18 protein-coding genes are annotated in these 24,347 nt (G+C 73.8%); 12 read left to right on the plus strand and 6 right to left on the minus strand.

Annotated features, from left to right (window positions below):
* Positions 1-12 precede the first annotated feature (12 nt).
* Positions 13-792 (plus strand): electron transfer flavoprotein subunit beta/FixA family protein, encoded by a 780-nt coding sequence (locus tag AGRA3207_RS31065; RefSeq protein WP_231330689.1) that lies wholly within the window; start codon positions 13-15, stop codon positions 790-792.
* A 21-nt stretch (positions 793-813) separates the two neighbouring features.
* A complete protein-coding gene (locus tag AGRA3207_RS31070) occupies positions 814-1,764 on the plus strand; it encodes an electron transfer flavoprotein subunit alpha/FixB family protein (RefSeq protein ID WP_231330690.1) in 951 nt (316 codons plus the stop codon).
* 52 nt (positions 1,765-1,816) lie between these two features.
* On the opposite strand, the gene AGRA3207_RS31075 is transcribed toward AGRA3207_RS31070, so the two are convergent.
* The 3 genes from AGRA3207_RS31075 to AGRA3207_RS31085 form a co-directional block, all read right to left on the minus strand.
* Positions 1,817-3,622 carry a serine/threonine-protein kinase gene (locus AGRA3207_RS31075; RefSeq protein ID WP_231330691.1) on the minus strand — a complete coding sequence of 602 codons (1,806 nt, stop codon included), beginning with the start codon at positions 3,620-3,622 and terminating at the stop codon, positions 1,817-1,819.
* Positions 3,623-3,686: 64 nt separating this feature from the next.
* A complete protein-coding gene (locus AGRA3207_RS31080) occupies positions 3,687-4,892 on the minus strand; it encodes an MFS transporter (protein ID WP_231330692.1) in 1,206 nt (401 codons plus the stop codon).
* A gap of 177 nt (positions 4,893-5,069) precedes the next feature.
* Positions 5,070-5,591, minus strand: coding sequence for a TetR/AcrR family transcriptional regulator (locus AGRA3207_RS31085; protein ID WP_231330693.1), 522 nt, complete (start codon positions 5,589-5,591; stop codon positions 5,070-5,072).
* Positions 5,592-5,676: 85 nt separating this feature from the next.
* Between AGRA3207_RS31085 and AGRA3207_RS31090 the strand changes: the two genes are divergently transcribed.
* Together AGRA3207_RS31090 and AGRA3207_RS31095 are read left to right on the plus strand one after the other, a co-directional pair.
* Positions 5,677-6,852, plus strand: a complete 1,176-nt coding sequence (locus tag AGRA3207_RS31090) for a cysteine desulfurase family protein (protein ID WP_231336446.1) — start codon at positions 5,677-5,679, stop codon at positions 6,850-6,852.
* 61 nt (positions 6,853-6,913) lie between these two features.
* Positions 6,914-7,744, plus strand: a complete 831-nt coding sequence (locus tag AGRA3207_RS31095) for a DUF1206 domain-containing protein (protein WP_231330694.1) — start codon at positions 6,914-6,916, stop codon at positions 7,742-7,744.
* Positions 7,745-7,760: 16 nt separating this feature from the next.
* Here AGRA3207_RS31095 and AGRA3207_RS31100 read toward each other — a convergent pair whose 3' ends face one another.
* Positions 7,761-8,843: a DUF695 domain-containing protein gene (locus AGRA3207_RS31100; protein WP_231330695.1), complete on the minus strand. Its 1,083-nt coding sequence runs from the start codon at positions 8,841-8,843 to the stop codon at positions 7,761-7,763.
* Positions 8,844-9,101: 258 nt separating this feature from the next.
* On the opposite strand from AGRA3207_RS31100, the gene mnmA reads away from it, so the two are divergent.
* The 4 genes from mnmA (at position 9,102) to AGRA3207_RS31120 (ending at position 15,900) form a co-directional block, all read left to right on the plus strand.
* The gene (gene mnmA / locus AGRA3207_RS31105; RefSeq protein WP_231330696.1) at positions 9,102-10,178 is read left to right on the plus strand and encodes a tRNA 2-thiouridine(34) synthase MnmA; all 1,077 of its coding nucleotides are present in this window, start codon (positions 9,102-9,104) and stop codon (positions 10,176-10,178) included.
* Positions 10,179-10,212: 34 nt separating this feature from the next.
* Positions 10,213-11,223, plus strand: a complete 1,011-nt coding sequence (locus AGRA3207_RS31110) for a methionine synthase (RefSeq protein WP_231330697.1) — start codon at positions 10,213-10,215, stop codon at positions 11,221-11,223.
* A gap of 119 nt (positions 11,224-11,342) precedes the next feature.
* Positions 11,343-13,511 carry an NAD-dependent DNA ligase LigA gene (ligA, locus tag AGRA3207_RS31115; RefSeq protein ID WP_231330698.1) on the plus strand — a complete coding sequence of 723 codons (2,169 nt, stop codon included), beginning with the start codon at positions 11,343-11,345 and terminating at the stop codon, positions 13,509-13,511.
* A gap of 253 nt (positions 13,512-13,764) precedes the next feature.
* Complete coding sequence (locus AGRA3207_RS31120; RefSeq protein WP_231330699.1) at positions 13,765-15,900, plus strand: putative bifunctional diguanylate cyclase/phosphodiesterase; 2,136 nt, start codon at positions 13,765-13,767, stop codon at positions 15,898-15,900.
* A gap of 263 nt (positions 15,901-16,163) precedes the next feature.
* Here the strand turns inward: AGRA3207_RS31120 and AGRA3207_RS31125 are convergent, their stop codons facing one another.
* The gene (locus tag AGRA3207_RS31125; RefSeq protein WP_231330700.1) at positions 16,164-16,421 is read right to left on the minus strand and encodes a DUF6458 family protein; all 258 of its coding nucleotides are present in this window, start codon (positions 16,419-16,421) and stop codon (positions 16,164-16,166) included.
* 171 nt (positions 16,422-16,592) lie between these two features.
* Between AGRA3207_RS31125 and gatC the strand changes: the two genes are divergently transcribed.
* From gatC to gatB, 3 genes are read left to right on the plus strand one after another with little or no spacing between them, the layout of a single operon-like run.
* Entirely contained in the window at positions 16,593-16,892 is a 300-nt protein-coding gene (gene gatC, locus AGRA3207_RS31130) for an Asp-tRNA(Asn)/Glu-tRNA(Gln) amidotransferase subunit GatC (protein ID WP_231330701.1), read from the plus strand.
* Positions 16,893-16,897: 5 nt separating this feature from the next.
* On the plus strand, positions 16,898-18,394 hold the full coding sequence (gene gatA, locus AGRA3207_RS31135) for an Asp-tRNA(Asn)/Glu-tRNA(Gln) amidotransferase subunit GatA (protein ID WP_231336447.1): 1,497 nt from the start codon (positions 16,898-16,900) through the stop codon (positions 18,392-18,394).
* A gap of 14 nt (positions 18,395-18,408) precedes the next feature.
* On the plus strand, positions 18,409-19,893 hold the full coding sequence (gene gatB, locus AGRA3207_RS31140) for an Asp-tRNA(Asn)/Glu-tRNA(Gln) amidotransferase subunit GatB (RefSeq protein WP_231336448.1): 1,485 nt from the start codon (positions 18,409-18,411) through the stop codon (positions 19,891-19,893).
* Between the two features lie 92 nt (positions 19,894-19,985).
* On the opposite strand, the gene AGRA3207_RS31145 is transcribed toward gatB, so the two are convergent.
* Entirely contained in the window at positions 19,986-21,065 is a 1,080-nt protein-coding gene (locus AGRA3207_RS31145; RefSeq protein ID WP_231330702.1) for a PQQ-dependent sugar dehydrogenase, read from the minus strand.
* Between the two features lie 428 nt (positions 21,066-21,493).
* On the opposite strand from AGRA3207_RS31145, the gene AGRA3207_RS31150 reads away from it, so the two are divergent.
* Positions 21,494-24,340, plus strand: coding sequence for a putative bifunctional diguanylate cyclase/phosphodiesterase (locus tag AGRA3207_RS31150; protein ID WP_231330703.1), 2,847 nt, complete (start codon positions 21,494-21,496; stop codon positions 24,338-24,340).
* The last annotated feature ends 7 nt before the right edge of the window (positions 24,341-24,347 follow it).

The following is a 24,347-nucleotide window of genomic DNA, read 5'->3' on the forward strand; positions in this document are numbered from 1 at the left end:
CGGCCACCGGCCATGAACATCGTCGTCCTGGTGAAGCAGGTTCCCGATACGGAGAGCCCGCGCAAGCTGAAGTCCGATGACAGCACGCTCGACCGCGCCGCCGCGGACGGCGTCATCAACGAGCTCGACGAGTACGCCATCGAGGAGGCACTGCGGATCAAGGAGGCCCACGGCGGCGAGGTGACCGTCCTGACCATGGGCCCCGACAAGGCCGCCGACTCCATCCGCAAGTCCCTCGCCATGGGCGCGGACAAGGCCGTCCACCTCGCCGACGACGCGCTCGCCGGCTCCGACGCGCTCCAGACCTCCTACGCGATCCAGCAGGCGCTCGGCCGCACCGGCTTCGACCTGGTGGTCCTCGGCTCGGAGTCCACCGACGCGCGCACCGGCGTGCTCGCGGCGATGCTCGCCGAGCGGCTCGGCGTCCCGCAGCTGTCGCTGGCCAACAAGGTCGAGATCGACGGGACGTCCGTCACGATCCAGCGGCAGACCGACTACGGCCACGACCGCGTCGAGGCGAGCCTGCCCGCGGTGGTGAGCGTCGTCGAGAAGATCAACGAGCCGCGCTACCCCTCGTTCAAGGGGATCATGGCGGCCAAGAAGAAGCCGGTGGAGACGCTCGCCGCCGCCGACGCCGGCATCGACGCGTCGCAGGTCGGCCTGGCGAACGCCGCCACCGAGGTGGTGGACTTCGCCGAGGCGCCGCCGCGCGCGCAGGGGCAGATCGTCACCGACGAGGGCGACGGCGGCGCGAGGATCGCCGAGTTCCTCGCCTCGAAGAAGTTCGTCTGACGGGGAAGGGAACGGACAACGATGGCTGAGATCCTCGTCCTCGTCGACCATGTCGACGGTGAGGTCAAGAAGGTCACCCTCGAACTGCTGACGCTGGCCGGCCGGCTGGGCGAGGCCGCCGCCGTGTGGGCGGGCCCGGGTTACGAGGGCGCGAAGGACAAGCTCGGCGAGTACGGCGCCGGGAAGGTGTACGTGGCCGCCGACGAGGAGCTGACCTCCTACGTCGTCGCGCCCAAGGCCGCGCTGCTGGCGCAGCTCGTCGCCGAGCGCTCCCCGGCGGCGGTGCTGGTCTCCGCGACCGCCGAGGGCAAGGAGATCGCCGGCCGCCTCGCGGTCAGGACCGGCTCCGGCGTGCTCACCGACGTGGTGGACGTCGCCGGCGGCTTCGTCGCCGAGCACTCGATCTTCGGCGGCGGGATCATCGCGCACGCCCGGGTGCGGACCGGCACGCCGATCATCGCCGTCCGGCCGAACTCCGTGGCGCCCGAGGCGTCCCCGGTGACGCCGGTGGAGGAGCAGGTCTCGGTGACGCTGTCGGACACCGACCGGGCCGCGCGGATCGTGGAGCGGGTCGTCCAGGAGAAGGGCGAGCGCCCGGACCTGACCGAGGCCGCGATCGTCGTGTCCGGCGGGCGCGGCGTGGGCGGCGCCGAGAACTTCGCGATCATCGAGGGCCTGGCCGACTCGCTCGGCGCGGCCGTCGGCGCGTCGCGCGCCGCGACCGATGCCGGCTGGTACCCGCACTCGTTCCAGGTCGGCCAGACCGGCAAGACCGTGTCGCCACAGCTCTACATCGCGGTCGGCATCTCCGGCGCGATCCAGCACCGGGCCGGGATGCAGACGTCGAAGACCATCGTCGCCATCAACAAGGACTCCGAGGCGCCGATCTTCGAGCTCGTCGACTACGGCGTCGTGGGCGATCTGTTCCAGGTCGCGCCGCAGCTGACCGAGGAGATCACCAAGCGCCGGTGACCTGCTCCCGCGCGCCCCGTCCGGCCGATCCCGCCGGACGGGGCGTCCGCGTTCAGGAGCGCGCCGGCGCCGGTCGGCGGACGGCCGACAGCAGCGCGGGCTTGAGCATGTCCCCGACCTCGGCGTACGGGACGACGGTGTCCAGCTCGCCGCACGCCGCGGAGTAGCCCAGCACCGAGCCGTAGAACGCGACCCGCAGGCCGGCCGGCGTGAGCGCCATCGTCACGTCGCCGGACTTGACGAACTTGGACGGGTCGTCCGTCCCGTGCATCTCCACCGGCCCGGGCCCGGGATCCTGTTCGCCGTCGCAGTAGGCGCCGCCCGGCAGATGCGACTTGATCTTCGTGTCGAGAGGGGCGAGGCCCCGGTCGGTCGGGACGCGGAACAGGTCGAGCGGGCGGTAGGACGCGCCGGTCCGCAGATCGACGGTGGCGGCGGGCGAGTGGTCCCAGCCCGTCCCGCGCTCCCCGCGCAGCTCGACCTTGTACCAGACGGAGAGCAGCCGGTCGTTGCGCATGAGGATCGTCGGCGTCACGAGGTCGGTGTAGCCGCCGCGGCCGATCCCGGCGAGACCCTTGCGCGTCTTGGCCCAGCGTTCTTCGAGCGGTGCCCGCAGCGCCTGGTTGATCTTCCTGGTGAGCGCGGGCCGCCCGCCCGAGACCGTCACGACCCGTCCCCGCGCCTGGAAGGTCGTGCCGTTGCCGAGGTCCTGCCGGGGGCCGCTGAGCGCGGCGAGCGCGGTCACGATCGGCTTGGCCTCGGTGCTGCCGTGCGCGACGGCCACATAGGTCGCCGCGCCGCCCGCCGCGACGACGGCCGTGCCGCCCGCGACCGCCGCGGCGCCCTTGGCGCCGAGCGTCCCCAGCACCCCCTTGCCCGCCGCGCCGGCGCCCGCCCCGGCCCCACCGGCGCCGGTTCCCGCCGCGCCCGCCGCCCCGGCGGCGCCCGCGGCCCCGGCGCCGCCCGCCGCGCCGCCCGAGGCGAGGCCGAGGGCGGTGAGCGGGAACAGCATCGACAGCGCGGCCGCCGCGCCCGCGAGGGCCCGCACGCCGCGTCCCTCCCAGTCGGCGCCGTACGCGGCGGACGCGGCGGACTCCAGCTCCGACACGAACGCCGACGCGCCCGCCGGGCGGTCCCACGGGTTCTTCGCCAGCCCGCGCTCGACGAGCGGGCGGAGCGGCCCGGGGACGTCCCCGGCCGGAATCGGCGCCGTCAGGTGGCGGCCCATGAGCCCGGCCCGGTCCTCGGCGGCGTAGGGCCGCCGTCCCGTCACGCACTCGAAGAACACGCACGTCGCCGCGTACACGTCCGTGGCGGGCGAGGCGGGCTCGTCGCGCCACTGCTCGGGCGCCATGTAGACGGGCGTGCCGGACCGCCCCGCCTCGCCCGCGTCCACCGCGATGCCGAAGTCGATGAGCTTGCTCAGCCCGTCGCCCCGCACGATCACGTTGGCCGGCTTGTAGTCGCGGTGGACGATCCCGAGGCCGTGCGCCGCCGCGAGCCCGAGCAGCGACCCCTTCAGCACCGCCAGCGCCGCCTCCGGCTCCAGCGGCCCCCGTTCGGCGAGCACGGCCTTGAGCGGCGCGCCGTCGACCGCCTCCATCACGATGGCGGCGCCCTCCGGTGTCTCCACCAGCCCGTACAGCTGGGCGACGAAGGGGTTGCGCAGGCGCCGGAGCAGGTCCGCCTCGCCGCGGAACCGCGCGCGGAACCCCGCGTCCGACCCCGCCGCGTCCGCGAGGTACTTGATCGCCGCGGGGAGCCCGCTCGCGTCGTGCCGCGCCAGCACGACGCGGCCCTGCGCCCCCTCCCCGAGGACGCGCAGCTCGCTGTATCCCGGGACCCGCCATCCGCCCATGCAACCGCCCTCCGCACGACAATCCCGAGGGCGTTATACCGGATGGCGGGCCGTTATGACCGTGTCAGGCGGCCGCCGGTTCGGGTTCGGCGGCGGCGACGGCGCCCTCGGAGGAGTGCGCGACGACATCGGTGTCCATCCGAAGTGGGACGAATCGGGCGCCGACGGCGATCAGCAGCGCGAGCACGACCACGATGCCGACGCCGACGCGCAGCGACGTGGCGTCCGAGAGGAACCCGACGACCACGGGGCCGAGCAGCAGGCCGCCGTAGCCCATCGCGCCGACCTGGGCGACCGCGGCGGCCGGGCGGTCCGGGTCGGCGGTGCCCGCCAGGGAGATCGTCGTCGGGACGACGGTGCAGACGACCAGGCCGGTCACGAAGAACCCGGCGACGGCGACGGGGGCGGCGGGCGCCAGCACGACGACGGTCATGCCGAGCGCGGTCCCCACCCCGGCGCCGGCCAGCAGCCGCCGGGTGCCGAGCCGCGTCCGGACGCGGTCGCCGACGAGCCGCCCGAGCAGCATCGCCAGCTCGAACGCCGGGTAGCCGAGCGCCGCCACGGCCTGGGTGGCGCCCATCTCCTCGTGGAGCAGCAGCCCGCTCCAGTCGGCGATCGAGCCCTCGGTCATGAACGCGATGAACGCGAGGATCCCGATCAGGTAAACGGCGGCGGGCATGCGGCGCCTGCCGTTCCCCGCGCCGTCCCGGGCGGGGGCGGCGGGGTCGGGCAGGTAGGTGCGGCCGAGCGCGAGCCCCACGGGCAGCGTCAGCGCCGCGGCGGCGAGGACCGTCGCGGTGAAGCCCAGCCCCGCGGCGGCGGTGGCGACGCCGAACAGGCCGCCGCTCATCGCGCCGACGCACCAGCCGGCGTGCAGGCCGCTCATGATCGAACGGCGGTGCGCCCGTTCGACGGCGCTGCCCTGCGCGTTCATCGCGATGTCGGTGACGCCGAACGCCATGCCGAACACCGCGACGGCCGCGAGGAGCACGGCGTAGGTCGGGGCGAGCGCCACCCCGGCGTAGGACACCGCGGTCAGCGGCAGCGCGAGGCGCAGGACGGACCGGCTGCCCGCGCGGGCCATCACGGCCCGCAGCGACTGCATGGCGAAGATCGCGCCGAGCCCCCAGACGAGGACGACGATGCCGATCTCGCCCTCGGTGGTCCCGAACTTGGCGGCCAGCGCGGGCATGCGGGCCACCCACACCCCGGTCAGCAGACCGGCCAGGGCGAAGGTCAGGAACGCCCCCAAGCGGGCACGGAACAGCATGGTTCACCTCTTTCTGGACTCGGCGGGGCGCTGAGCCCCGCTGGGGATTCCGTCGCAGTGGTCGGGGGATCGGGTGACGGGGGTGTTAGGGGGGCGGGTGGGGCGGGCGGGCCGGGAAGCGGCGCAGTGGAGCGCTCCATTCGGGGGTGGACGGTCGGGCGCGCTCGGCGCCCCGTCTCATCGCTCCAGCAGTGCCAGCAGGCGCAGCCTGAGCGCTTCGAGCTGGTCACCGTCGTACAACTCGGGTGCGCGGCTCATCACTTCCCAGAGGCCCTCGGCCGCCAGCCGGACGACCGTCGCGGCCCCCGGGTCCGGGTCGCCGCCCGGGTCGCGGCCGTGCCAGCGGCGCATCGCCTCGTTCAGCGGCTCGGCCTGCTCCGGATCCGTGGCGGCGGCGCCGATCGCCGACCACCGGCGGTGGGTGCGCGCCTGGCCGGCGAGGATCTCGAAGGTGGCCTCGACGTAGGCGCGGGTGTAGGAGCCGGGGGTGCCGTCGTCGTAGGAGGCGATCAGGTCGTCGAACTCCTCGATGACCCGCGCCACCATGGCCTTGACGAGCGCTTCCTTGGTGGGGAAGTGGTAGAGCAGCCCGCCCTTGCTGACCCCGGCGCGGTCGGCGACCGCGGCGAGTGTCAGCGCCTGCGTCCCCTGCTCGAAGAGCACGGACTCGGCGGCGTCGAGCAGGGCTTCCCTCTTCATGGCGGATTCAGTGTACCGGCTGGACGGTATACCTGTCGAGCCGCGGCGGGAGCGGGCCCGTCACGCGGCTACTGTTGTCCGCGTGGTGACCTACCTCGACCATGCGGCGACGACACCGATGCTCCCGGAGGCCGTCGAGGCGATGACCGCGGAGCTGCGCGGGCTCGGCAACCCCTCCTCGCTGCACGCGGCGGGCCGGCGGGCCCGGCGCGTCGTGGAGGAGTCCCGCGAGATCATCGCCGAGGCGTTCGACGCCCGCCCGAGCGAGGTGGTGTTCACCTCGGGCGGCACCGAGGCCGACAACCTCGCGGTCAAGGGCGTGTTCTGGGCGCGCCGGCGCGCGGACCCGGCGCGCACCCGCGTGCTGGCGGGCGCCGTCGAGCACCACGCCGTCCTCGACTCGGTGCAGTGGCTCGCCGACCACGAGGGCGCCGAGGTCGAGTGGATCCCCGTGGACGGGCTGGGGCGTGTCCGGCCCGAGGCGCTGCGGGAGGCCCTCGGCACCGGCGAGGACGTCGCGCTCGCCACGGTCATGTGGGCCAACAACGAGGTCGGCACCGTCCAGCCCGTCGCGGACCTGGCCGCCGTCGCGCGCGAGCACGGCGTGCCCTTCCACACCGACGCCGTCCAGGCCGCCGGGACCCTGCCCGTCGGGTTCGCGGCGAGCGGCGTGCAGTCCCTGGCCATCACCGGCCACAAGCTCGGCGGCCCGATCGGCGTGGGGGCGCTGCTGCTGGCCAAGCCGGAGGAGCCGCTGTTCCTCGACCCCGTCCCGCTGCTGCACGGAGGCGGGCAGGAGCGCGACGTCCGGTCCGGGACCCTCGACGCACCGGCCATCGCCGGATTCGCCGCCGCCGTCCAGGTCGCGTCCCGCCGCCGCGCGGCCGAGGGCGCCCGCCTCGCCGAGCTGCGCGACCGGCTGATCGACGCCGTCCACGCCGCGGTGCCCGACGCGGTGCTGAACGGCGACCCCGCCGACCGGCTCCCGGGCAACGCCCACTTCTCGTTCCCCGGCTGCGAGGGCGACGCCCTGCTCATGCTGCTGGACGCGCGCGGCATCGCCTGCTCGACGGGTTCGGCGTGCTCGGCCGGGGTGTCGCAGCCCAGTCACGTCCTCATGGCGATGGACGCGGGCGCAGAGCGCGCGCGGGGCTCGCTCCGCTTCACCCTGGGCCACACCTCCACGGAGGCGGACGTCAAGGCCCTCGCCGACGCCATCGGGCCCGTCGTGGAGCGCGCGCGCCGCGCCGGCCTCGGCTGACCGAGGTTTTACCTTCGCTGTACCGGGGACAGCGTTGCCGTTCCTCAGGAGGGCGGCGGACGTGACGAGCGACAGTGCAGTAGAGCGGGTGGGCCGTAAGGCCGCGGGCCACCCGTGGTTCCATCTGATGTCCCGCGTGGGCCTGGTCGCGCGCGGGCTGCTCTACCTCCTCATCGGCTGGCTGGCGCTCCAGGTGGCGTTCGGTGACGGCGGCGGCAAGGAGGCGGACCGGAAGGGGGCGCTCCAGGCGGTGGCGGAGAAACCGGGCGGCCCGGCCGTCCTGGTCCTGATGGCCGTCGGCTTCGCCGCCCTCGCCCTCTGGCAGGTCGCCGAGGCGCTGTACGGGCGGCCGATCCCGGACGGGCACAAGGCGACCAAGCGGCTGGGATCCGCGGCCCGCGCCGTCGTCTACACCGTCGGGTTCGCGGCGACCCTGGGCTTCCTGTTCGGCCACACCGGCAGTTCCAGCGACCAGCAGTCCAAGACCTACACCGCGCGGGCGATGGGCGAGCCCGGCGGCCGCTGGCTGGTGCTGGCGATCGGGATCGGGTTCGTGGTCTGGGGCGTCGTCGTGGTGGTCCACGCCGTCCGCCGCGAGTTCCTCAAGGAGCTCACGGGCATGGGCCGGGCGGCGCGGCACGTCGTCCAGCCGCTCGGCGTGGCCGGGAACCTGGCGCGCGGGCTGGTCGGCAGCGGTGTCGGCGTCTTCCTCGCCTACGCCGCGATCAGCTTCGAGCCGGACAAGGCCCAGGGCCTGGACGGCACCCTCCGCGAGTTCGCCTCGACGCCCGCCGGTGTGTGGGGCCTCGTCGCCGTCGCCGCCGGGGTACTGCTCTTCGGCCTCTACTCCTTCTGTGAGGCCCGCTGGCGCAAGGTGGAGGCCGTTTCCTGACGCGCCGCGGGGGCCGTCAGGGCTGGTAGGGGGCGAGGGCGCGCCAGCCGGGGTCGTTGGACGAGGCGACCTTGGCCTTGCCCTCCGTCCAGCCTGCGGCGAGCTGGTCCAGCTCGCCGATCACCCCGGAGTCGGGGTCGGCGTACAGGTGGAAGACCCGCAGCCCGTCACCGGTCTCCCGCACCGCGAGGACCGCCCGGTCGCCCAGCTTGGTGAGCTTTTTCTCGAACGCGCGCAGCGCACCGGACGAGGGCTCCACCGGCAGCCGGTCGGGGTTGCTGTTGGCGTACGGGACGGTGATCGCCACGTGCAGGTCGCAGAGCGGGTAGTCCTGCCGGTGCAGCGGGAAGCGGGCACCGAGGCGCGCGGGGTGCCCGCGCGGCGTGCGGCCCTCGCCGCTCAGCCAGGACGGCTCGGCGAACGGCTCGGCCACCTGCTCCACGACCGCCGACAGCATCGACGGCGGCAGCGAGTCGATCGGCGCCTCGGTCGCGATCGAGACCTCGCCGACCCAGCGGGCCACGTCGTCCTCGCCGAGGGCCCAGTCGAGGACGTGCAGCGCCACCTGCAGCTGCTGCTCCTCGGACACGAACAGGAAGTCGGGGTGGTAGGCGCTGATGTGCACCCGGGCCCGGTCGGCGTCGGCGCGCATGCCGAGCCGCACGTACTCCAGGTCGAACTCGTGGTCGCCGAGCACGAGGTCCTGGGAGAGCATCTCAGGGTCGGCCTGGCGCGCCGGGTGGAACGTCCAGCCGCCCGCCGCGGACCCGCCCGGCCGGGCCCGGAACCAGCGCTCCGCCACCCCGCGCAGCTCGGGGTCGCCGCCGCCGGTCACCGTGAGCGACGGCGCCCGGTCGTCCGCCCCGCCGATCTCCCACTGGAGCTCGGCGTGGATCTTGTGGACGCGCCGTGAGAGCTCCTCGATCGTCTCCGCCGACAGCCCCTCGCCCGGCGTCCCCGGCTCGGCGGGCTCGGCGCCCGGCGCGGCGGCCAGCGACGCCTCGATCGTCGGGCGTGCCTGCGCCCACCACTCCCAGAACTCGCCGATGGCGGGCGGGACCGCTGCGGGCGTGTCACGCGGACGGCGGAAGATTCCCACCTGTCGTCTCTTCCTTGTCGTGGGGTCATGCGGCTCCCCATCCGGAGCCCGCCCCGTCACCTTACGCGAGCCGCCGCCCGTCCCGTGGCCCGTCCCGCCGGGCGATCCGCGCGTCCAGGCTCCGCCTCCCCGCGTGCACGATCGTTCACGGCAGGTGCCCGGCGGGCGCGGGCATCGGTCTCATCGTCACCACGATGCGGGGCCCGGCGCCCCGCCGCGCGGCGGGGACCACGCGGCGGCGCGTACGCTCGGAGGACTATGACTCTGCGCGTACTCGCCGCCATGTCGGGCGGCGTCGACTCCGCGGTGGCCGCCGCACGGGCCGCCGACGCCGGGCACGACGTCACCGGCGTCCACATGGCCCTGTCCAGCAACCCCCGGTCGTACCGGACGGGCGCGCGCGGATGCTGCACCCTGGAGGACTCCCGGGACGCGCGCCGCGCCGCCGACGTGATCGGCATCCCCTTCTACGTGTGGGACCTCGCCGAGCGGTTCCACCGGGACGTCGTCGAGGACTTCGTCAGCGAGTACGCGGCGGGCCGCACCCCGAACCCGTGCCTGCGCTGCAACGAGAAGATCAAGTTCGAGGCGCTGCTGGACCGCGCGGTGGCCCTGGGGTTCGACGCCGTCTGCACCGGCCACTACGCGCGGCTGGACGGCGGCGTGCTGCGGCGCGGCGTGGACGCGGGCAAGGACCAGTCGTACGTGCTGGCCGTCTGCACGCCCGAGCAGCTCGCGCGCGCCCTGTTCCCGCTCGGCGACACCGCCAAGGCCGACATCCGGCGGGAGGCGGAGGCGCGCGGCCTCCAGGTGGCCGACAAGCCCGACAGCCACGACGTCTGCTTCATCGCCGACGGCGACACGCGGGGCTTCCTCGCGGAGCGGCTCGGCACGGCCCCCGGGCCGATCCTCGACACCGACGGCAACCGGGTCGGCGAGCACGAGGGCGCGTACGCCTACACGGTCGGGCAGCGCAAGGGCCTGCGGCTCGGCACCCCGGCGCCGGACGGCCGCCCCCGCTACGTCCTGGACATCTCCCCGGTGGACAACACCGTGACGGTCGGCCCCCGCGAGTCGCTGGACGTCCGCGAGATCACGGGGGAGCGGCCGGTGTGGCTGGGCGACGTCCCCGCCGGGCCGTTCGCGTGCGAGGTCCAGCTGCGGGCGCACGGCGAGGTCTTCCCGTGCACCGCCGAACGGGACGGCGACCGGCTGCGCGTCCGCCTGGAGACCCCGGCGCGGGGGGTCGCCGCCGGGCAGGCCGCCGTCCTGTACGAGGGCGACCGCGTCCTCGGGTCCGCCACGATCGCCGACACCGCCCGGGTCGCCGTCTGACGCCGCCGAGGCGGCTGTCGGTAGGGTTCCGGGCGTGACGGATTACCCCTGGCAGCCCGGGTCGGCCACCGGGATCGGTTCCTATCCGGGCGAGGACCCGGCGGAGGCGCTGCGGATCGTCCTCGGAGAGCTTCCCGACCTGCCGCACCTTCCGGAGCTCCCCGCGCGCGGCCCCGGCGCCGACATGACCGGCCGGACGGCCGGGCTGCTGGTGGACATGCCGATCCACCTGGAGCCGTCCGGGTGGCGGTTCTCCGACCGCCCGGGACGCGACACGCAACGCGCCCTCGACCATCTCGCCCGGGACCTGGACGTGCTGGAGGAGGTCGCGGGCGGTCATGACGGGCCCTTCAAGGTGCAGGTGTGCGGCCCGTGGACGCTGGCCGCGACGATCGAGCTGCGGCACGGCGACCGCGCGGTCAAGGACCCCGGCGCCGTTCGCGACCTGACGGCGTCGCTGGCCGAGGGCGTCGCCGCGCACGTGGCCGACGTCCGGCGGCGCCTGCCGCACGCGCGGATCGTCCTGCAGCTGGACGAGCCGGGCCTGCCCGCGGCGCTGGCGGGTACCCTGCCGACCGCGAGCGGGTTCTCGCGGCTGCGGGCGGTGGAGGAGCCGGCCGCCGAGGACGCGCTGCGGACGGTCCTGGAGACGGCGTGCGCCGACGGCGCCGCGTTCCCGGTCGTCCACTGCTGCGCCCGGAACGTCCCCTACGGGCTGCTCCGCGGCGCGGGCGCCAAGGCGATCTCGGTGGACCTCGGCCTGGTGCCCCGCCGCGACGACGACGCCGTGGGCGAGACGATCGACGCGGGGGTCGGGCTGTTCCTCGGCGCGGTGCCCGCGACCGGCGCCGCCCTGCCGCCGCTGAAGGCGACCGCCGGGCCCGCGCAGGAGCTGTGGCGGCGGCTCGGATTCCCGCGCGCGCAACTGTCGCGCCAGGTGGTGCTGACACCGGCGTGCGGGATGGCGGGGGCGTCGCCGGGCTACGTCCGCGCGGCGCTGAAGCAGTGCCGCGACGCCGCCCGGATGCTGCACGAGGCGGACTGACCGGCCCCCTCACCAGGCAGGCCGGGAGGCCGGGCCCCGCGGAGACGGCACGGACGATCCGCTCGCCGGACGGGGCGCGCCGGTGTCGCATTGTCGGTCCCGGCGGCGACAATGGGCCTATGACCACGAGTGATGGGGTTCCCGGCGAGGCGCGGGAGCGGCACCATGAGCTGAGCGAGCGGATCGACGACGGCAACTACCGCTACTACGTCCTCGACCAGCCGACGCTCACCGACGCCGAGTACGACGCGATGATGCGCGAGCTCAAGGAGCTGGAGGAGCGGCATCCGGAGCTCGTCACCCCCGACTCCCCGACGCAGCGGGTCGGCGCGCCGATCACCACCGACTTCGCGACGGTCGATCATCTGGAGCGGATGCAGAGCCTTGACAACGCGATGACCGACGAGGCGCTGCTGGCGTGGGACGAGCGGGTGGTCAAGGAGGTCGGCGAGGTCGCCGGCTACCTGTGCGAGCTGAAGATCGACGGCCTGGCCATCGCCGTGACGTACGAGCGGGGCCGCCTGGTGCGCGGGGTGACCCGCGGCGACGGGCGCACCGGCGAGGACGTCACGCACAACATCCGCACCATCGCCGACATCCCGGACCGGCTGGCCGGTGAGGGCTGGCCGGACGTCCTGGAGGTGCGCGGCGAGGTCTTCCTCCCGGTGGAGGGGTTCGAGCAGGTCAACGCCGCGCAGGTCGAGGCCGGCAAGGAGCCGTTCGCCAACCCCCGCAACGCGGCGGCGGGGTCGCTGCGGCAGAAGGACCCGCGGGTCACGGCGCACCGCCCGCTCGGGATGCTCGTGCACGGGTTCGGCGCGTGGCGGGGTGGGACGCAGCCGGAGAGCCAGTCCGGGGCGTACGAGCTGATGCGCGGCTGGGGGCTCCCGGTCAGCGACAGGTACGAGGTCCTCGGCGGGCTGGACGCCGTCCGGGAGTACATCGGGCGGTACGGCGACCACCGGCACGACACGGCGTACGAGATCGACGGCGTGGTCGTCAAGGTCGACCAGTTCGCCCTCCAGCGCCGGCTCGGGTCGACGAGCCGCGCGCCGCGCTGGGCCATCGCGTGGAAGTACCCGCCGGAGGAGGTCAACACCAGGCTCCTCGATATCAAGGTCGGCGTCGGGCGGACGGGGCGCATCACCCCCTACGGCGTGATGGAGCCGACGAAGGTGGCGGGCTCCACGGTCGAGCGGGCCACCCTGCACAACGCGGGCGAGGTGAGGCGCAAGGGCGTGCTGATCGGCGACACCGTCGTCCTGCGCAAGGCCGGCGACGTGATCCCCGAGATCGTCGCGCCGGTCGCCGCGCTGCGGGACGGCTCGGAACGCGAGTTCGAGATGCCCGCGAACTGCCCCGAGTGCGGCACGGCGCTGGCGTACGAGAAGGAGGGCGACGCCGACATCCGCTGCCCGAACGCGCGGCTCTGCCCGGGCCAGCTCCGCGAGCGGCTGTACTTCGTCGCGAGCCGCAACGCGCTGGACATCGAGGCGCTCGGCTACGTCGGGGCGACCGCCCTCACCCAGCCGCTGGAGCCCGCCGAGCCCCCGGTCAGGAACGAGGGCGACCTGTTCCATCTGACCGTCGACCAGCTCCTGCCGATCAGGAGCCTCGTCCTGGACGCCAGGACGGGCACGCCCAAGAACGACCCGAAGACGGGCGAGCCCAAGGTCGTGTCGTTCTTCGCGAACAAGGAGGGCGAGCCGAAGAAGACGGTCGAGATCCTCTTCGAGGAGCTGGAGAAGGCCAAGCGGCAGCCGCTGTGGCGGGTGCTGGTGGCGCTGTCGATCCGGCACGTGGGGCCCGCCGCGTCCCAGAACCTCGCCCGCGAGCTGCGTTCCATGGACGCCATCGCGGCCGCCACCGAGGAGGAGCTGTCGGCGGTCGAGGACGTCGGCCCCACGATCGCGGCCTCGATCAGGGCGTGGTTCGAGGTCGACTGGCACCGCGAGATCGTCGAGAAGTGGCGGGCGGCCGGGGTCCGCATGCAGGACGAGGGCGCGGCGGGGCCGCGGCCGCTGAAGGACCTCACCGTGGTGATCACCGGGTCGCTGGAGGGCTTCAGCCGCGACTCGGCGAAGGAGGCGGTGCAAAACCTCGGCGGGAAGGTGTCCGGGTCGGTGTCCAAGAAAACGGACTTCGTCGTGGTGGGGGACAACCCCGGATCCAAGTACGACAAAGCCGTCAAGCTGGGCGTACCGGTTCTGGCGGAGGAAGGGTTCCGCGCACTGCTGGCCGACGGGCCAGATGCGGCCAAAAACATGACTTTGCGCGCGGAGGAGTGACCGGTTGTGGTTGTGCATACTGCCACCAGCGCCGCGTTACCCAGCGGTACAATCCCACTACCCACCGACGAGAGGCGGGTACGGAATGGGCATAACGGAACGTACGCAATCGGTTTCGCGAAGTTGAGCAAAGGCCGTACTCTCCCAGTCATCACGACCCACTGAACGTTCGGACGTCCCGCCCGGGGTGAGTCCCCCGCGGTCCGGCGCGCTCCGCTCCGGGGGACGGCCCCCCGAACCCCCCGAGGATGTGATGAAGGACCCGAACAACACGCGGAACACGGCGCCCCGCCGTGGCTCCCCGTTGTGGATCTACTTCGTCGTCGTCATCCTGCTCGGCGTCGCCGCGTGCGGCACCGCGTTCTCCGGGCTGAGCGGCGCCGACCTGGACGCGCTCGCCCGCAACCCCGTCTTCTGGATCCTGGCCTGCTTCATCATCTTCGGCGAGCTGCGGCCGATCATCACGCCCGGCTCCACCGAGAACAACGGCGCGACCACCTCCACCACCTTCGCGTTCGCCGCGCTCCTGTACGCCGGCCTCCCCGTCGCCGCCGCCCTCCAGGTCGTCGCCGTCGTCACCTGCGGGATCTTCCGCGGGCGCAGCGCGCACCGCATCGCCTTCAACGCCGCGCAGTACACCCTCAGCCTCGCCGCCGCCCAGCTCGTCCTGGCGGTCTCCGGCGACATGGCCACCCCCACGGCCCTCTGGGTGCCCGCCGGCGAGGACCTGCCGGTGATCGCGCTCGCCGGCGCCGTCTACTTCGGCTGCAACGACACCCTCGTCGGCGCCGCCATCGCCCTGCACGAGCGCGTCTCGCTGCTCAAGGCGCTGCGCTGGGACCTCGGCTACCAGATCCTCGTGCACATGGCGCTGCTCGGCCTGGCCCCGCTGATGGTCGTCGCGATGGACAGGTCCGCCGTGTTCGTCCCGCTGATCGTCCTGCCGTTCATCGCCGTCTACCTGAACGCCTCGGTCTCCGTCCGCCGCGAGCACCAGGCCCTGCACGACGGCCTCACCGGGCTGCCCAACCGCAAGCTGCTGATCGTCCGCACCGAGGAGGCCCTCGCCGAGGCGCGCGGCGCCGAGCGGCGCGGCAAGGGCGGCGCCGGGCGCTTCGGCCGCCGCCCGGCCGTGATCAAGCCGTCCCGGCTGCTCAAGGTCGCCGAGCCGCCGCACCACCGGGCCGGGCTGTTCCTGCTGGACCTCGACCGGTTCAAGGAGGTCAACGACACCCTCGGGCATCACACCGGCGACCGGCTCCTCCAGCTCGTCGCGCACCGGCTCACCCACAGCGTCCGCCCCGGCGACCTCGTGGCCCGGCTCGGCGGCGACGAGTTCGCGGTGCTGCTGCCGACCGTCCGCGACGAGGCCGCCGCCCGCGAGGTCGCCGCCCGGCTGCGGGCCGCGCTCGGCGAGCCCGTCCGGCTGGACGGCATGTCGTTCGACCTGGAGGCCAGCGTCGGCATCGCGCTGTTCCCCGACCACGCGCCCGACTTCGAGCTGCTGCTCCAGCGCGCCGACGTCGCGATGTACAACGCCAAGGAGGCCCGCACCGGCGTCGAGGTGTACTCGCCCGGCAAGGACCGCAACTCCCCGGACCGGCTCAGCATGCTCGGCGACCTGCGCCGCGCCGTCGACCGCTCCGAGCTGGAGCTGTTCTACCAGCCCAAGATCTCCCTGCGGGACGGCCAGCTCGTCGGGATGGAGGCGCTGCTGCGCTGGCGCCACCCCGACCGGGGCCTGCTCGAACCCGAGACGTTCCTGCCGATCGCCGAGCAGACCTACCTGATGCGCTCGATCACCCGGCACGTCGTCGAGGCGGCCCTCGCCCAGACCGCCGCGTGGTGGCGCGAGGACCTCGCCGTCCAGGTCGCGGTGAACGCCTCAGGCCGCGACCTGCTCGACACCGGCCTGACCGAGACCATCGAGGAGGGCCTGCTCGCCCGCGGGCTGCCCGCCGCGGCGCTCCAGCTGGAGATCACCGAGCGGATCCTAATGAACGAGCAGGCGTACGCCTCCGACACGGTGACGGCCCTCGCCGAGCTGGGCATCCCGCTCAGCCTGGACGATTTCGGCACCGGCTACTCCTCCCTCGTCCGGCTCAAGCGCCTGCCGGTCGAGGAGATCAAGATCGACTCCTCGTTCGTGGGCCGGCTCACCGAGTCGTCCGACGACGCCGTCATCGTCCGCTCGATCGTCGACCTCGTCCGCACCCTCGGCCTGCGCTCGGTCGCCGAGGGCGTCGAGGACCCGCAGACCGCCAGGATGCTCCGCGAGATGGGCTGCGACGCCGCCCAGGGCTGGCACTTCGGCCGTCCCATGGACGCCGCGACCGCCACCGACTGGCTCCGCCGCCGCATGGAACGCGCCCCCGAGCCCGCCGCGTAATCCCCCACGCGACATGAACAACGCGGCAGCGGAGTGATGCTCGGCCCGCACCCAGCCGGACCCCGCAGATATGCCCCCACGATCCTGAAGCCCGGGAGCACCAACCCAACGACCGAAACCGTCAAGCGAGCGCGGTGTCAGCCCAGCGGGGGCAAAGCCGAAGGCGAGCCCCCGCTGGGCTGATCGCGAAGCGATGACGCGCTCGCACGATCACGGTCAAGCGGGCGAGCCGCCAGGCGAGCCCGCTTGGGCCGAGATCAAAATCAATACTGCCGTCTGCGGTCGTAGCCGGGCGGGAGGTCCTCGTAGTAGTGCTCCTCACGCACCGCGGCGGGCGGACGGCGCTCGACCGTCCGGCGCGCCGAGGCCAGCCGCACGATGCCGATGACGAGCCCGATCAGCCCGCCCAGCATGAGGATCAGGCCGACCAGCCGGATGTCGACGCCGCTGAACTCGTAGTTGACCGCGTAGGCCAGGATCGCGCCGATGATGATCAGGGCGATGCTGCCGCCGATGGTCACGGCGGGCTCCTCTCGTCGTCCCGGGGTGGACGACACATCCCTTCCCACCACGAGGAAACGAAACGGCGCGGTGGCCGCGGCGGGCACGCCCGCGTAAACCGGTCGGTCGGCGCGGGCGCGGCCAATAGGATGACCGGTGAAACCACGTCATCGCAGGAACGGTTGTCTACCATGTCCGCCATCACCCGCGACGAGGTCGCCCACCTCGCCCGGCTGTCCCGGCTGGCGCTCGGCGACGATGAGCTCGACCATCTCGCCGCCCAGCTCGACCAGATCATCTCCGCGGTCGCGCGGGTGCAGGAGGTCGCCGCGCAGGACATCCCGCCGACCTCGCACGCGCTGCCGCTGACCAACGTCTACCGCGCCGACGAGGTCCGGCCGTCCCTGGCGCCCGAGCGGGCGCTCGCGGCGGCCCCGGCGGCCGAGGAGCAGCGTTTCCGCGTGCCGCGGATCCTGGACGAGGAGGCGTGAGCGCCATGGAGCTGGTCGGGAAGGGCGCGGCGGAGCTCGGCGGGCTGATCGCCGCCGGTGAGGTGTCGGCGGCCGAGGTCGCCGAAGCGCACCTGGACCGCATCGCCGCGGTGGACGGGCAGGTCAAGGCGTTCCTGCACGTCGACCGCGAGGCGACGCTGGCGCAGGCGCGGAGGGTCGACGAGCGGCGCGCGGCGGGGGAGGAGCTCGGCCCGCTGGCCGGCGTGCCCATCGCGCACAAGGACGTCTTCACCACCGACGACATGCCCACCACCGCGGGGTCGAAGATCCTGGAGGGGTGGCGGCCCCCCTACGACGCGACCGTCACGGCGCGGCTGCGCGAGCGGGGCCTGGTGATCCTCGGTAAGACGAACATGGACGAGTTCGCCATGGGCTCCTCCACCGAGAACAGCGCCTTCTTCACCACCCGCAACCCGTGGGACCTGGAGCGCGTCCCGGGCGGGTCGTCGGGCGGCAGTTCCGCGGCGGTCGCCGCGTACGAGGCGCCGCTGTCCACCGGCACCGACACGGGCGGGTCGATCCGGCAGCCCGCCGCCGTCACCGGCATCGTCGGGATGAAGCCGACCTATGGCGGCTCGTCCCGTTACGGGGTCATCGCGTTCGCGTCCTCGCTCGACACGCCGGGGCCGTTCGCGCGTAACGTCCTGGACGCGGCGCTGCTGCACGAGGCGTTCAGCGGCCACGACCGGATGGACTCCACGTCCGTCGACGCGGCCGTCCCGCCGGTGGTGGAGGCGGCGCGGCGCGCCGACGTCGCCGGGCTGCGCGTCGGCGTCGTGAGGGAGTTCGCGGGGGAGGGCGCCGAGGCGGGCGTCTCGGCCCGTTTCGGCGAGGCCGTCGACCTGCTGGAGTCGCTCGGCGCAAAGGTCGTCGAGGTGTCCTGCCCGCACTTCTCCTACGCGCTGTCCGCGTACTACCTGATCGCGCCGTCGGAGGCGTCGTCCAACCTGGCCCGCTTCGACGCCATGCGCTACGGCCTGCGCGTCGGCGACGACGGCACCCGCAGCGCCGAGGAGGTCATGGCGCTGACCCGCGCCGAGGGCTTCGGCCCCGAGGTCAAGCGGCGCATCATGCTCGGCACGTACGCGCTGTCGTCGGGCTACTACGACGCCTACTACGGCAAGGCGCAGCAGGTCCGCACGCTGGTCAGGCGCGACTTCGACACCGCCTTCGAGCAGGTGGACGTGCTGGTCTCGCCGACGACGCCGACCACCGCGTTCCCGATCGGCGAGCGCGCGGACGACCCGATGGCGATGTACCTGGCCGACCTGTACACCATCCCGGCGAACCTGACGGGCAACGCCGCGATCTCGGTGCCCTGCGGCCTGGCGGACGGCCTGCCGGTCGGCCTGCAGGTCATGGCGCCCGTCCTCGGCGACGACCGCGCGTACCGCGTCGCCGCCGCCGTCGAGCGCGCCCTGGAGGACCGCTGGGGCGGCCCCTTGCTGGCCAAGGCCCCGGAACTGGTGGAGGCGAAGTGAGCACCCCGACGCTGATGGACTACGACGAGGCGCTGGCCAGGTTCGAGCCGGTCCTCGGCATCGAAACGCACATCGAGCTGGGCACGGCGTCGAAGATGTTCTGCGGCTGCCGGACGGGCTTCGGCGCCGAGCCGAACACGCAGGTCTGCCCGGTGTGCCTCGGGCTGCCGGGGTCGCTGCCGGTGACCAACCACGCGGCGATCGAGGGCATCATCAAGATCGGCCTCGCGCTGAACTGCGAGATCGTCGAGTGGTGCAGGTTCGCCCGGAAGAACTACTTCTATCCGGACATGCCGAAGAACTATCAGATCTCCCAGTACGACGAGCCGCTGTGCGTGGACGGGCACCTCGACGTCGAGGTGGACGGCGAGACGTACCGGATCGAGATCGAGCGCGTCCACATGGAGGAGGACACCGGCAAGTCGCTGCACGTCGGCGGCGCGACCGGCCGGATCCAGGGCGCCGAGTTCTCCCTGGTCGACTACAACCGGGCGGGGATCCCGCTGGTGGAGATCGTCACCAAGCCGATCCCCGCGACCGGCGACAAGGCGCCGCTCGTCGCCCGCGCCTACGCCACCGAGCTCCGCGAGCTGGTCCGCTCGCTCGGCGTCTCGGACGTGCGCATGGAGGAGGGCTCCATGCGCTGCGACGTCAACGTCTCCCTGATGCCGCGCGGCGCCGCCGAGTGGGGCACCCGCACAGAGACCAAGAACGTCAACTCGCTGCGCTCGGTCGAGCGCTCCGTCCGCTCGGAGATCGAGCGGCAGGCCGGCGTGCTGGCGGCGGGCGGGCGGATCGTCCAGGAGACCCGGCACTTCCACGAGGACACGGGCCGCACGACCGCCGGGCGGAGCAAGGAGGAGGCGCAGGATTACCGCTACTTCCCCGAGCCCGACCTGGTGCCGATGGCCCCGTCCCGCGAGTGGGTGGACGGGCTGCGCGCGTCCCTGCCGGAGCTCCCGGCCGCGCGCCGCGCCCGCATCCAGGGGGAGTGGGGCCTGTCCGACCTGGAGCTGCGCGACGTCGTCAACGCCGGGGCCGTCGACCTCATCGAGGCGACGATCGCGCGGGGCGCCCCCGCCCCGGCGGCCCGCAAGTGGTGGATGAACGAGCTGTCGCGCCGCGCCACCGAGCAGGGCGCCGAGCTGGCGGACCTGCCCATCACGCCCGAGCAGGTCGCCCGCGTCCAGGCGATGATCACCGCGGGGGAGCTGAACGACAAGCTGGCCCGCCAGGTCTTCGAGGGCGTCCTCGCCGGTGAGGGCACCCCCGACGAGGTCGTCGCCGCCCGGGGGCTGAAGGTCGTCAGCGACGAGGGCGAGCTGGCCGCGATCGTCGACGAGGTCATCGCCAGCAACGCCGCCGTCGCCGACAAGGTCCGCGCGGGGAAGGTCGCCGCCGCGGGCGCCCTGGTCGGCGCCGTGATGAAGGCCACCCGCGGCCAGGCCGACGCCGGCCGCGCCCGCGAGCTCATCCTGGAGCGGCTCGGCGCGTCCTGACCGCACCGCCCGGCCGTCCCACGCCACCGCGGGACGGCCGGGCGCCCGTAGCCGCGAACAGCCCGATCGGGTGGGCGGAGCTGGAGTACTGATCAGCGGACGGGGACGACGATGATGCGGTCGTCCCTGGAGGTGGCGGCGCCGCGGCCGTCCTTGTTGCTGGTGGTGATCCACAGGGAGCCGTCGGGGGCGGCGACCACGGCGCGGAGGCGGCCGTAGGTGTTCTCGAAGCGGGCGACGGGGCGGCCGGGCTCGCCGTTGTTCAGGGGGACCTGCCACAGGCGGCGGCCGCGGAGGCCGGCGGCCCACAGGGAGCCGCCCGCGTAGGCGAGGCCCGACGGGGACGCCTCCTCCGTCGTCCAGGTGAGCAGGGGGTCGGTGTAGCCCCGGCGGTCCCCGACGCCCTCCACCACCGGCCAGCCGTAGTTGTCGCCCTTCACGATGTGGTTGATCTCGTCGAAGCGGTCCTGTCCGAATTCGGTTGCGAAGAGTCGCTTCTCGTCGTCCCAGGCGAGGCCCTGGACGTTGCGGTGGCCGTAGGACCAGACGCGGGTGCCGAAGGGGTTGCCGGGGGCGGGCGCGCCGTCCGGGGTGACGCGGAGGATCTTGCCGCCGAGGGAGTCCCGGTCCTGGGACAGGCCGGTGTCGCCGGTCTCGCCCGTGGTGACGTAGAGCATGCCGTCGGGGCCGAAGGCGAGCCGGCCGCCGTTGTGGTTGCCGCCCTTGGGGATCCCGGTGATGATCGGTGCCGGGGTCTTCAGGCGGCCGTCGTAGGTGGCCTTGACCACGCGGTTGTCGGACGCGGCGGTGTAGTACAGGTAGATCTGCCGGTCCTGGGCGTAGGACGGGGAGACCGCGACGCCCATCAGGCCGCCCTCGCCCTCGGGCTCGACGCCCGGGACCTTGCCGACGTCGGTCTTCCGACCCGACGGGGTGACCCGCAGGAGCCGGGCGGTGTCCCGTTCCGTCACGAGGGCGTCGCCTCCCGGCAGGAAGGCGACGGCCCACGGGATGTCCAAGCCCGTGACGAGTTCGCGGGGCTCGCCGGGTGCGCTGCTCTTCGCCGATGCCAGGGGCGTCGGGGTGTGCGCCCCGCCGTCCGTGGACGGGGACGAGGAGCAGGCCGCCAGGACCAGTGCGGCCACGGCGAGGATGAACGGGTGCTGTCGCATGTATCGCCTCCGGCTACCAGCATGCCAGCAGGGACGAGGCGGGTATCACACTCTTCGGAGGGGTGAAAATGATCACTCACGGTGATGCGGACGAAGGTGACGAGTGGGTTTCGGACGTCCGAAGTGGGGCGATACCGCGGTCGTTTGTCGCCGGGAGGACGCCCAGCCTCAATCGCTCCGTGACCTACGGAACGTACATTGAGCGACACGGTGATCCCGCATTGCAGCAACGTCGCTGATCTCCGGCCTGCGCAGGGCCATGCGCGCGCCGTCCGCCTCGCGCCGAACCCGCGCGGGGCACGATTCATGACCTTCCGGGCGTTACCCGAGCGGCCGGTGAGGTTCCCGGATTCATGCCCCCTTCCGGCGCGACGCCGCGCCCGGGAGGGGCCGGGCGTTCTCCTCGGGGCAGGAAGGGACAGGGCGCGATGAGCGGCGAGTACGCGAGGCGGATGCCCCCGCGGGCGCTGCCGGTCGCCCTGGCCGCGATCGTCGGCGTCCTGTACGCGACCGGGTCGCTGCTGGGCTGGGGCGGCACGGCGTTCATCGCCTGGGCGGAGGCGGGCGCCGCGGGCGCCGCCGCGGTCTCACTGCTGATGTCGGCCCGCGCGCCCGGCGGACGGGGCGTGGACGGCGCCGTCTGGCGGACGTCCTGGCGCTGGTACGGCCTCGCCGCGGCCTCCTGGTTCGCGGGCGCGCTAGGCGGGGCCCTCGCGGACGCCCCCAGCCGCAGCGCCCTGTCGCTGTCGGTCTCCGACCTGTTCTACCTGGTCGCCGTGGCCGCGCTGGTGACGGGCCTCGTGGTGCCGATCAGGCTGCCCCGGGAGGCGCGGACCTGGCTGCGGTACGCCGCCGACACCTACGTGTGCGCGTGCGGGCTGTTCGTCCTCGGCTGGGTGGGGGTGTTCAGCACCCTCTACCACCGGACCGGGGAGTCCCCGCCCGAGTTCTTCCTCGAACTGCTCTACCCGCTGATCGACATCGTGCTGATGTGCTGCGCGCTCCCGTTCGTGCTCGGGGCGGGACGCGGGCACCGGCGGCAGGCGTGGATGGGGTACGGGGCGCTCACCGCGTTCGCCGTCGCCGACATCGTCACGACCGTCGTGCGGCTGGACGGCGGCGCCCCCGCCGACGATCCCGCCGACATCCTGCGCCTCGGCGGGCTGCTGCTGCTCCTGCTCGTGCCGTGGACGGGCCCCGCGCCGGTCCCGGCGGGCGAGGTCGACGACATCCCCGAGGACGTGGCGCCGCCCCCCGCCGGCGAGCGCGGCCGGATGATCGGGCCGGGCCTCGCGCCCGCCGCGATCGCCGCCGCGGCCGGCCTGTTCGTCGCGGGACACTCCCTGACCGGCAAGAACGGCCTGGAGCCGGTCGTGTCGATCGTCGCGGGCTCGGCGGTGCTGGTGCTGCTCGCCCGGCTCGCCGGGCTGCTGCGCGAGAACGACGCGCTGCGCCGGGCGGTCGGGACGGGGGAGGAGCACTTCCGCGCCCTGTCGGAGAGCATCAACGACGCGGTGCTGATCTGCGATCTGGACGCGACCGTCCAGTACGCGAGCGCGGGCGCCCTGCGCACCTACCGCTACACCTCCGAGGAACTGCTCGGGCGGCCGCTGCACGAGATCATCCATCCGGAGGACCTGCCGCGCGTCGAGGCGGTGTTCACCGAGTTCCTCGAAGAGGACACGCCACCGGACTCGCTCCGCGTGTCGTGCCGAGTACGGGCGGCGGACGGCACCTGGCTGCCCACCGAGTCCACGATCTCCCGGTACGCGGGCACCGGTGAGGCGCCGGGGCGGCTGCTGGTCACCACCCGCGACCTCAGCGAGCAGGCGGCGCTCCAGCGGCAGGTCGCGCACCTGACGTTCCACGACGGGCTGACGGGCCTGCCGAACCGCTCCTACTTCGAGGAGCGGACGCGGGAGGTGCTGACCCGGCAGCGGGAGGGCGGGCGGGTCGCGGTCGTCTTCGTCGACCTGGACGGCTTCACCGCGGTCAACGACTCGGCCGGGCACGCCGCCGGGGACCAGGTCCTCGCGCAGGCCGCGCGGCGGCTGCGCGCGACCGTCCAGGCCGACGACACGGTGGCGCGCTGGGGCGGCGACGAGTTCGCCGTGCTCGTCCAGCTCCCGTCCGACGACCGGGAGACGCAGGCCGCGGTGGAGCTGGCCGGGCGGCTGCTGCGCGTGCTGTCGGCGGACCCGTACCAGGTGGGCGGCAAGTACATGCTGCTGACGGCCAGCGTCGGCATCGCCTTCGCCGGTGACGAGGAGACGCCCGCCGACGAGGGGACGCCCGCGGGAGGCGCGGCGCCCGGCGGCTCGGGTACCGGGAAGGAGGCGGGACGGCGGGTCCGGCGCACCGCCGCCGACCTGATCCGCAACGGCGACCTCGCGATGGCGCGGGCGAAGGAGCTCGGCGGCGGGCGGGTCGAGGTGTTCGCCCCGCACATGCACGCCGACGTCGTCCGGCGGCTGGAACTCGGCAGCGATCTCCAGCGGGCGCTCGCCGAGGAGCAGTTCGCGGTGGAGTTCCAGCCGGTGGTCGACCTCGCCACGTCCCGGGTCACCGGGGTGGAGGCGCTGCTGCGCTGGTGGCGGGGGAGCGAGTCGGTGCCGCCGGAGGAGTTCATCGGCCCCGCCGAGGAGTCCGGCCTGATGGTCCCGCTCGGCGACTGGGTGCTGCGCGAGGCGTGCCGCGAGGTCGCCCGGTGGCGGCGTGACTCCTGGGACGTGGGCGTGTCGGTGAACTTCACCGCCCGGCAGATCGCCGCGCCGCGGTTCGTGGAGTCGGTCGCGGCGGCGCTGGCCGAGACCGGGCTGGCGCCGCACGCGCTGACGCTGGAGGTGCGCGAGGAGGTCCTCGTCGAGGACGCGGGCCAGAACGTGGAGCGCCTGTCGCAGCTGCGCGACCTCGGTGTCCGGCTCGCCATCGACGACTTCGGCACCGGATACGCCTCGCTCGCCTACCTCGGGCAGCTCCCGGTGGACGTCATCAAGATCGACCCGTCGTTCGTGGCCGGGCTCGGGTCGGACGAGACGCTGACGCTGCTGACCCGCACGATCGTCCGGCTGGGCAGCGACCTCGGCATCACGGTGGTCGCGGAGGGCATCGAGCGGCCCGAGCAGCTGGACCTGCTGCGGGGGATGGACTGCCCGCGCGGGCAGGGCTTCCTCGTGGCGCGGCCGATGGCGGCCGGGCGCGTGGAGTCGCTCGTCCGGACGAACCTGTCCGCGCAGGGCAGGCCGGGTGAGGTCCCGCTGCCGCTGCCCGGCTGACCGGAGC

It is taken from the genome of Actinomadura graeca, assembly GCF_019175365.1.
Lineage (GTDB): Bacteria > Actinomycetota > Actinomycetes > Streptosporangiales > Streptosporangiaceae > Spirillospora > Spirillospora graeca.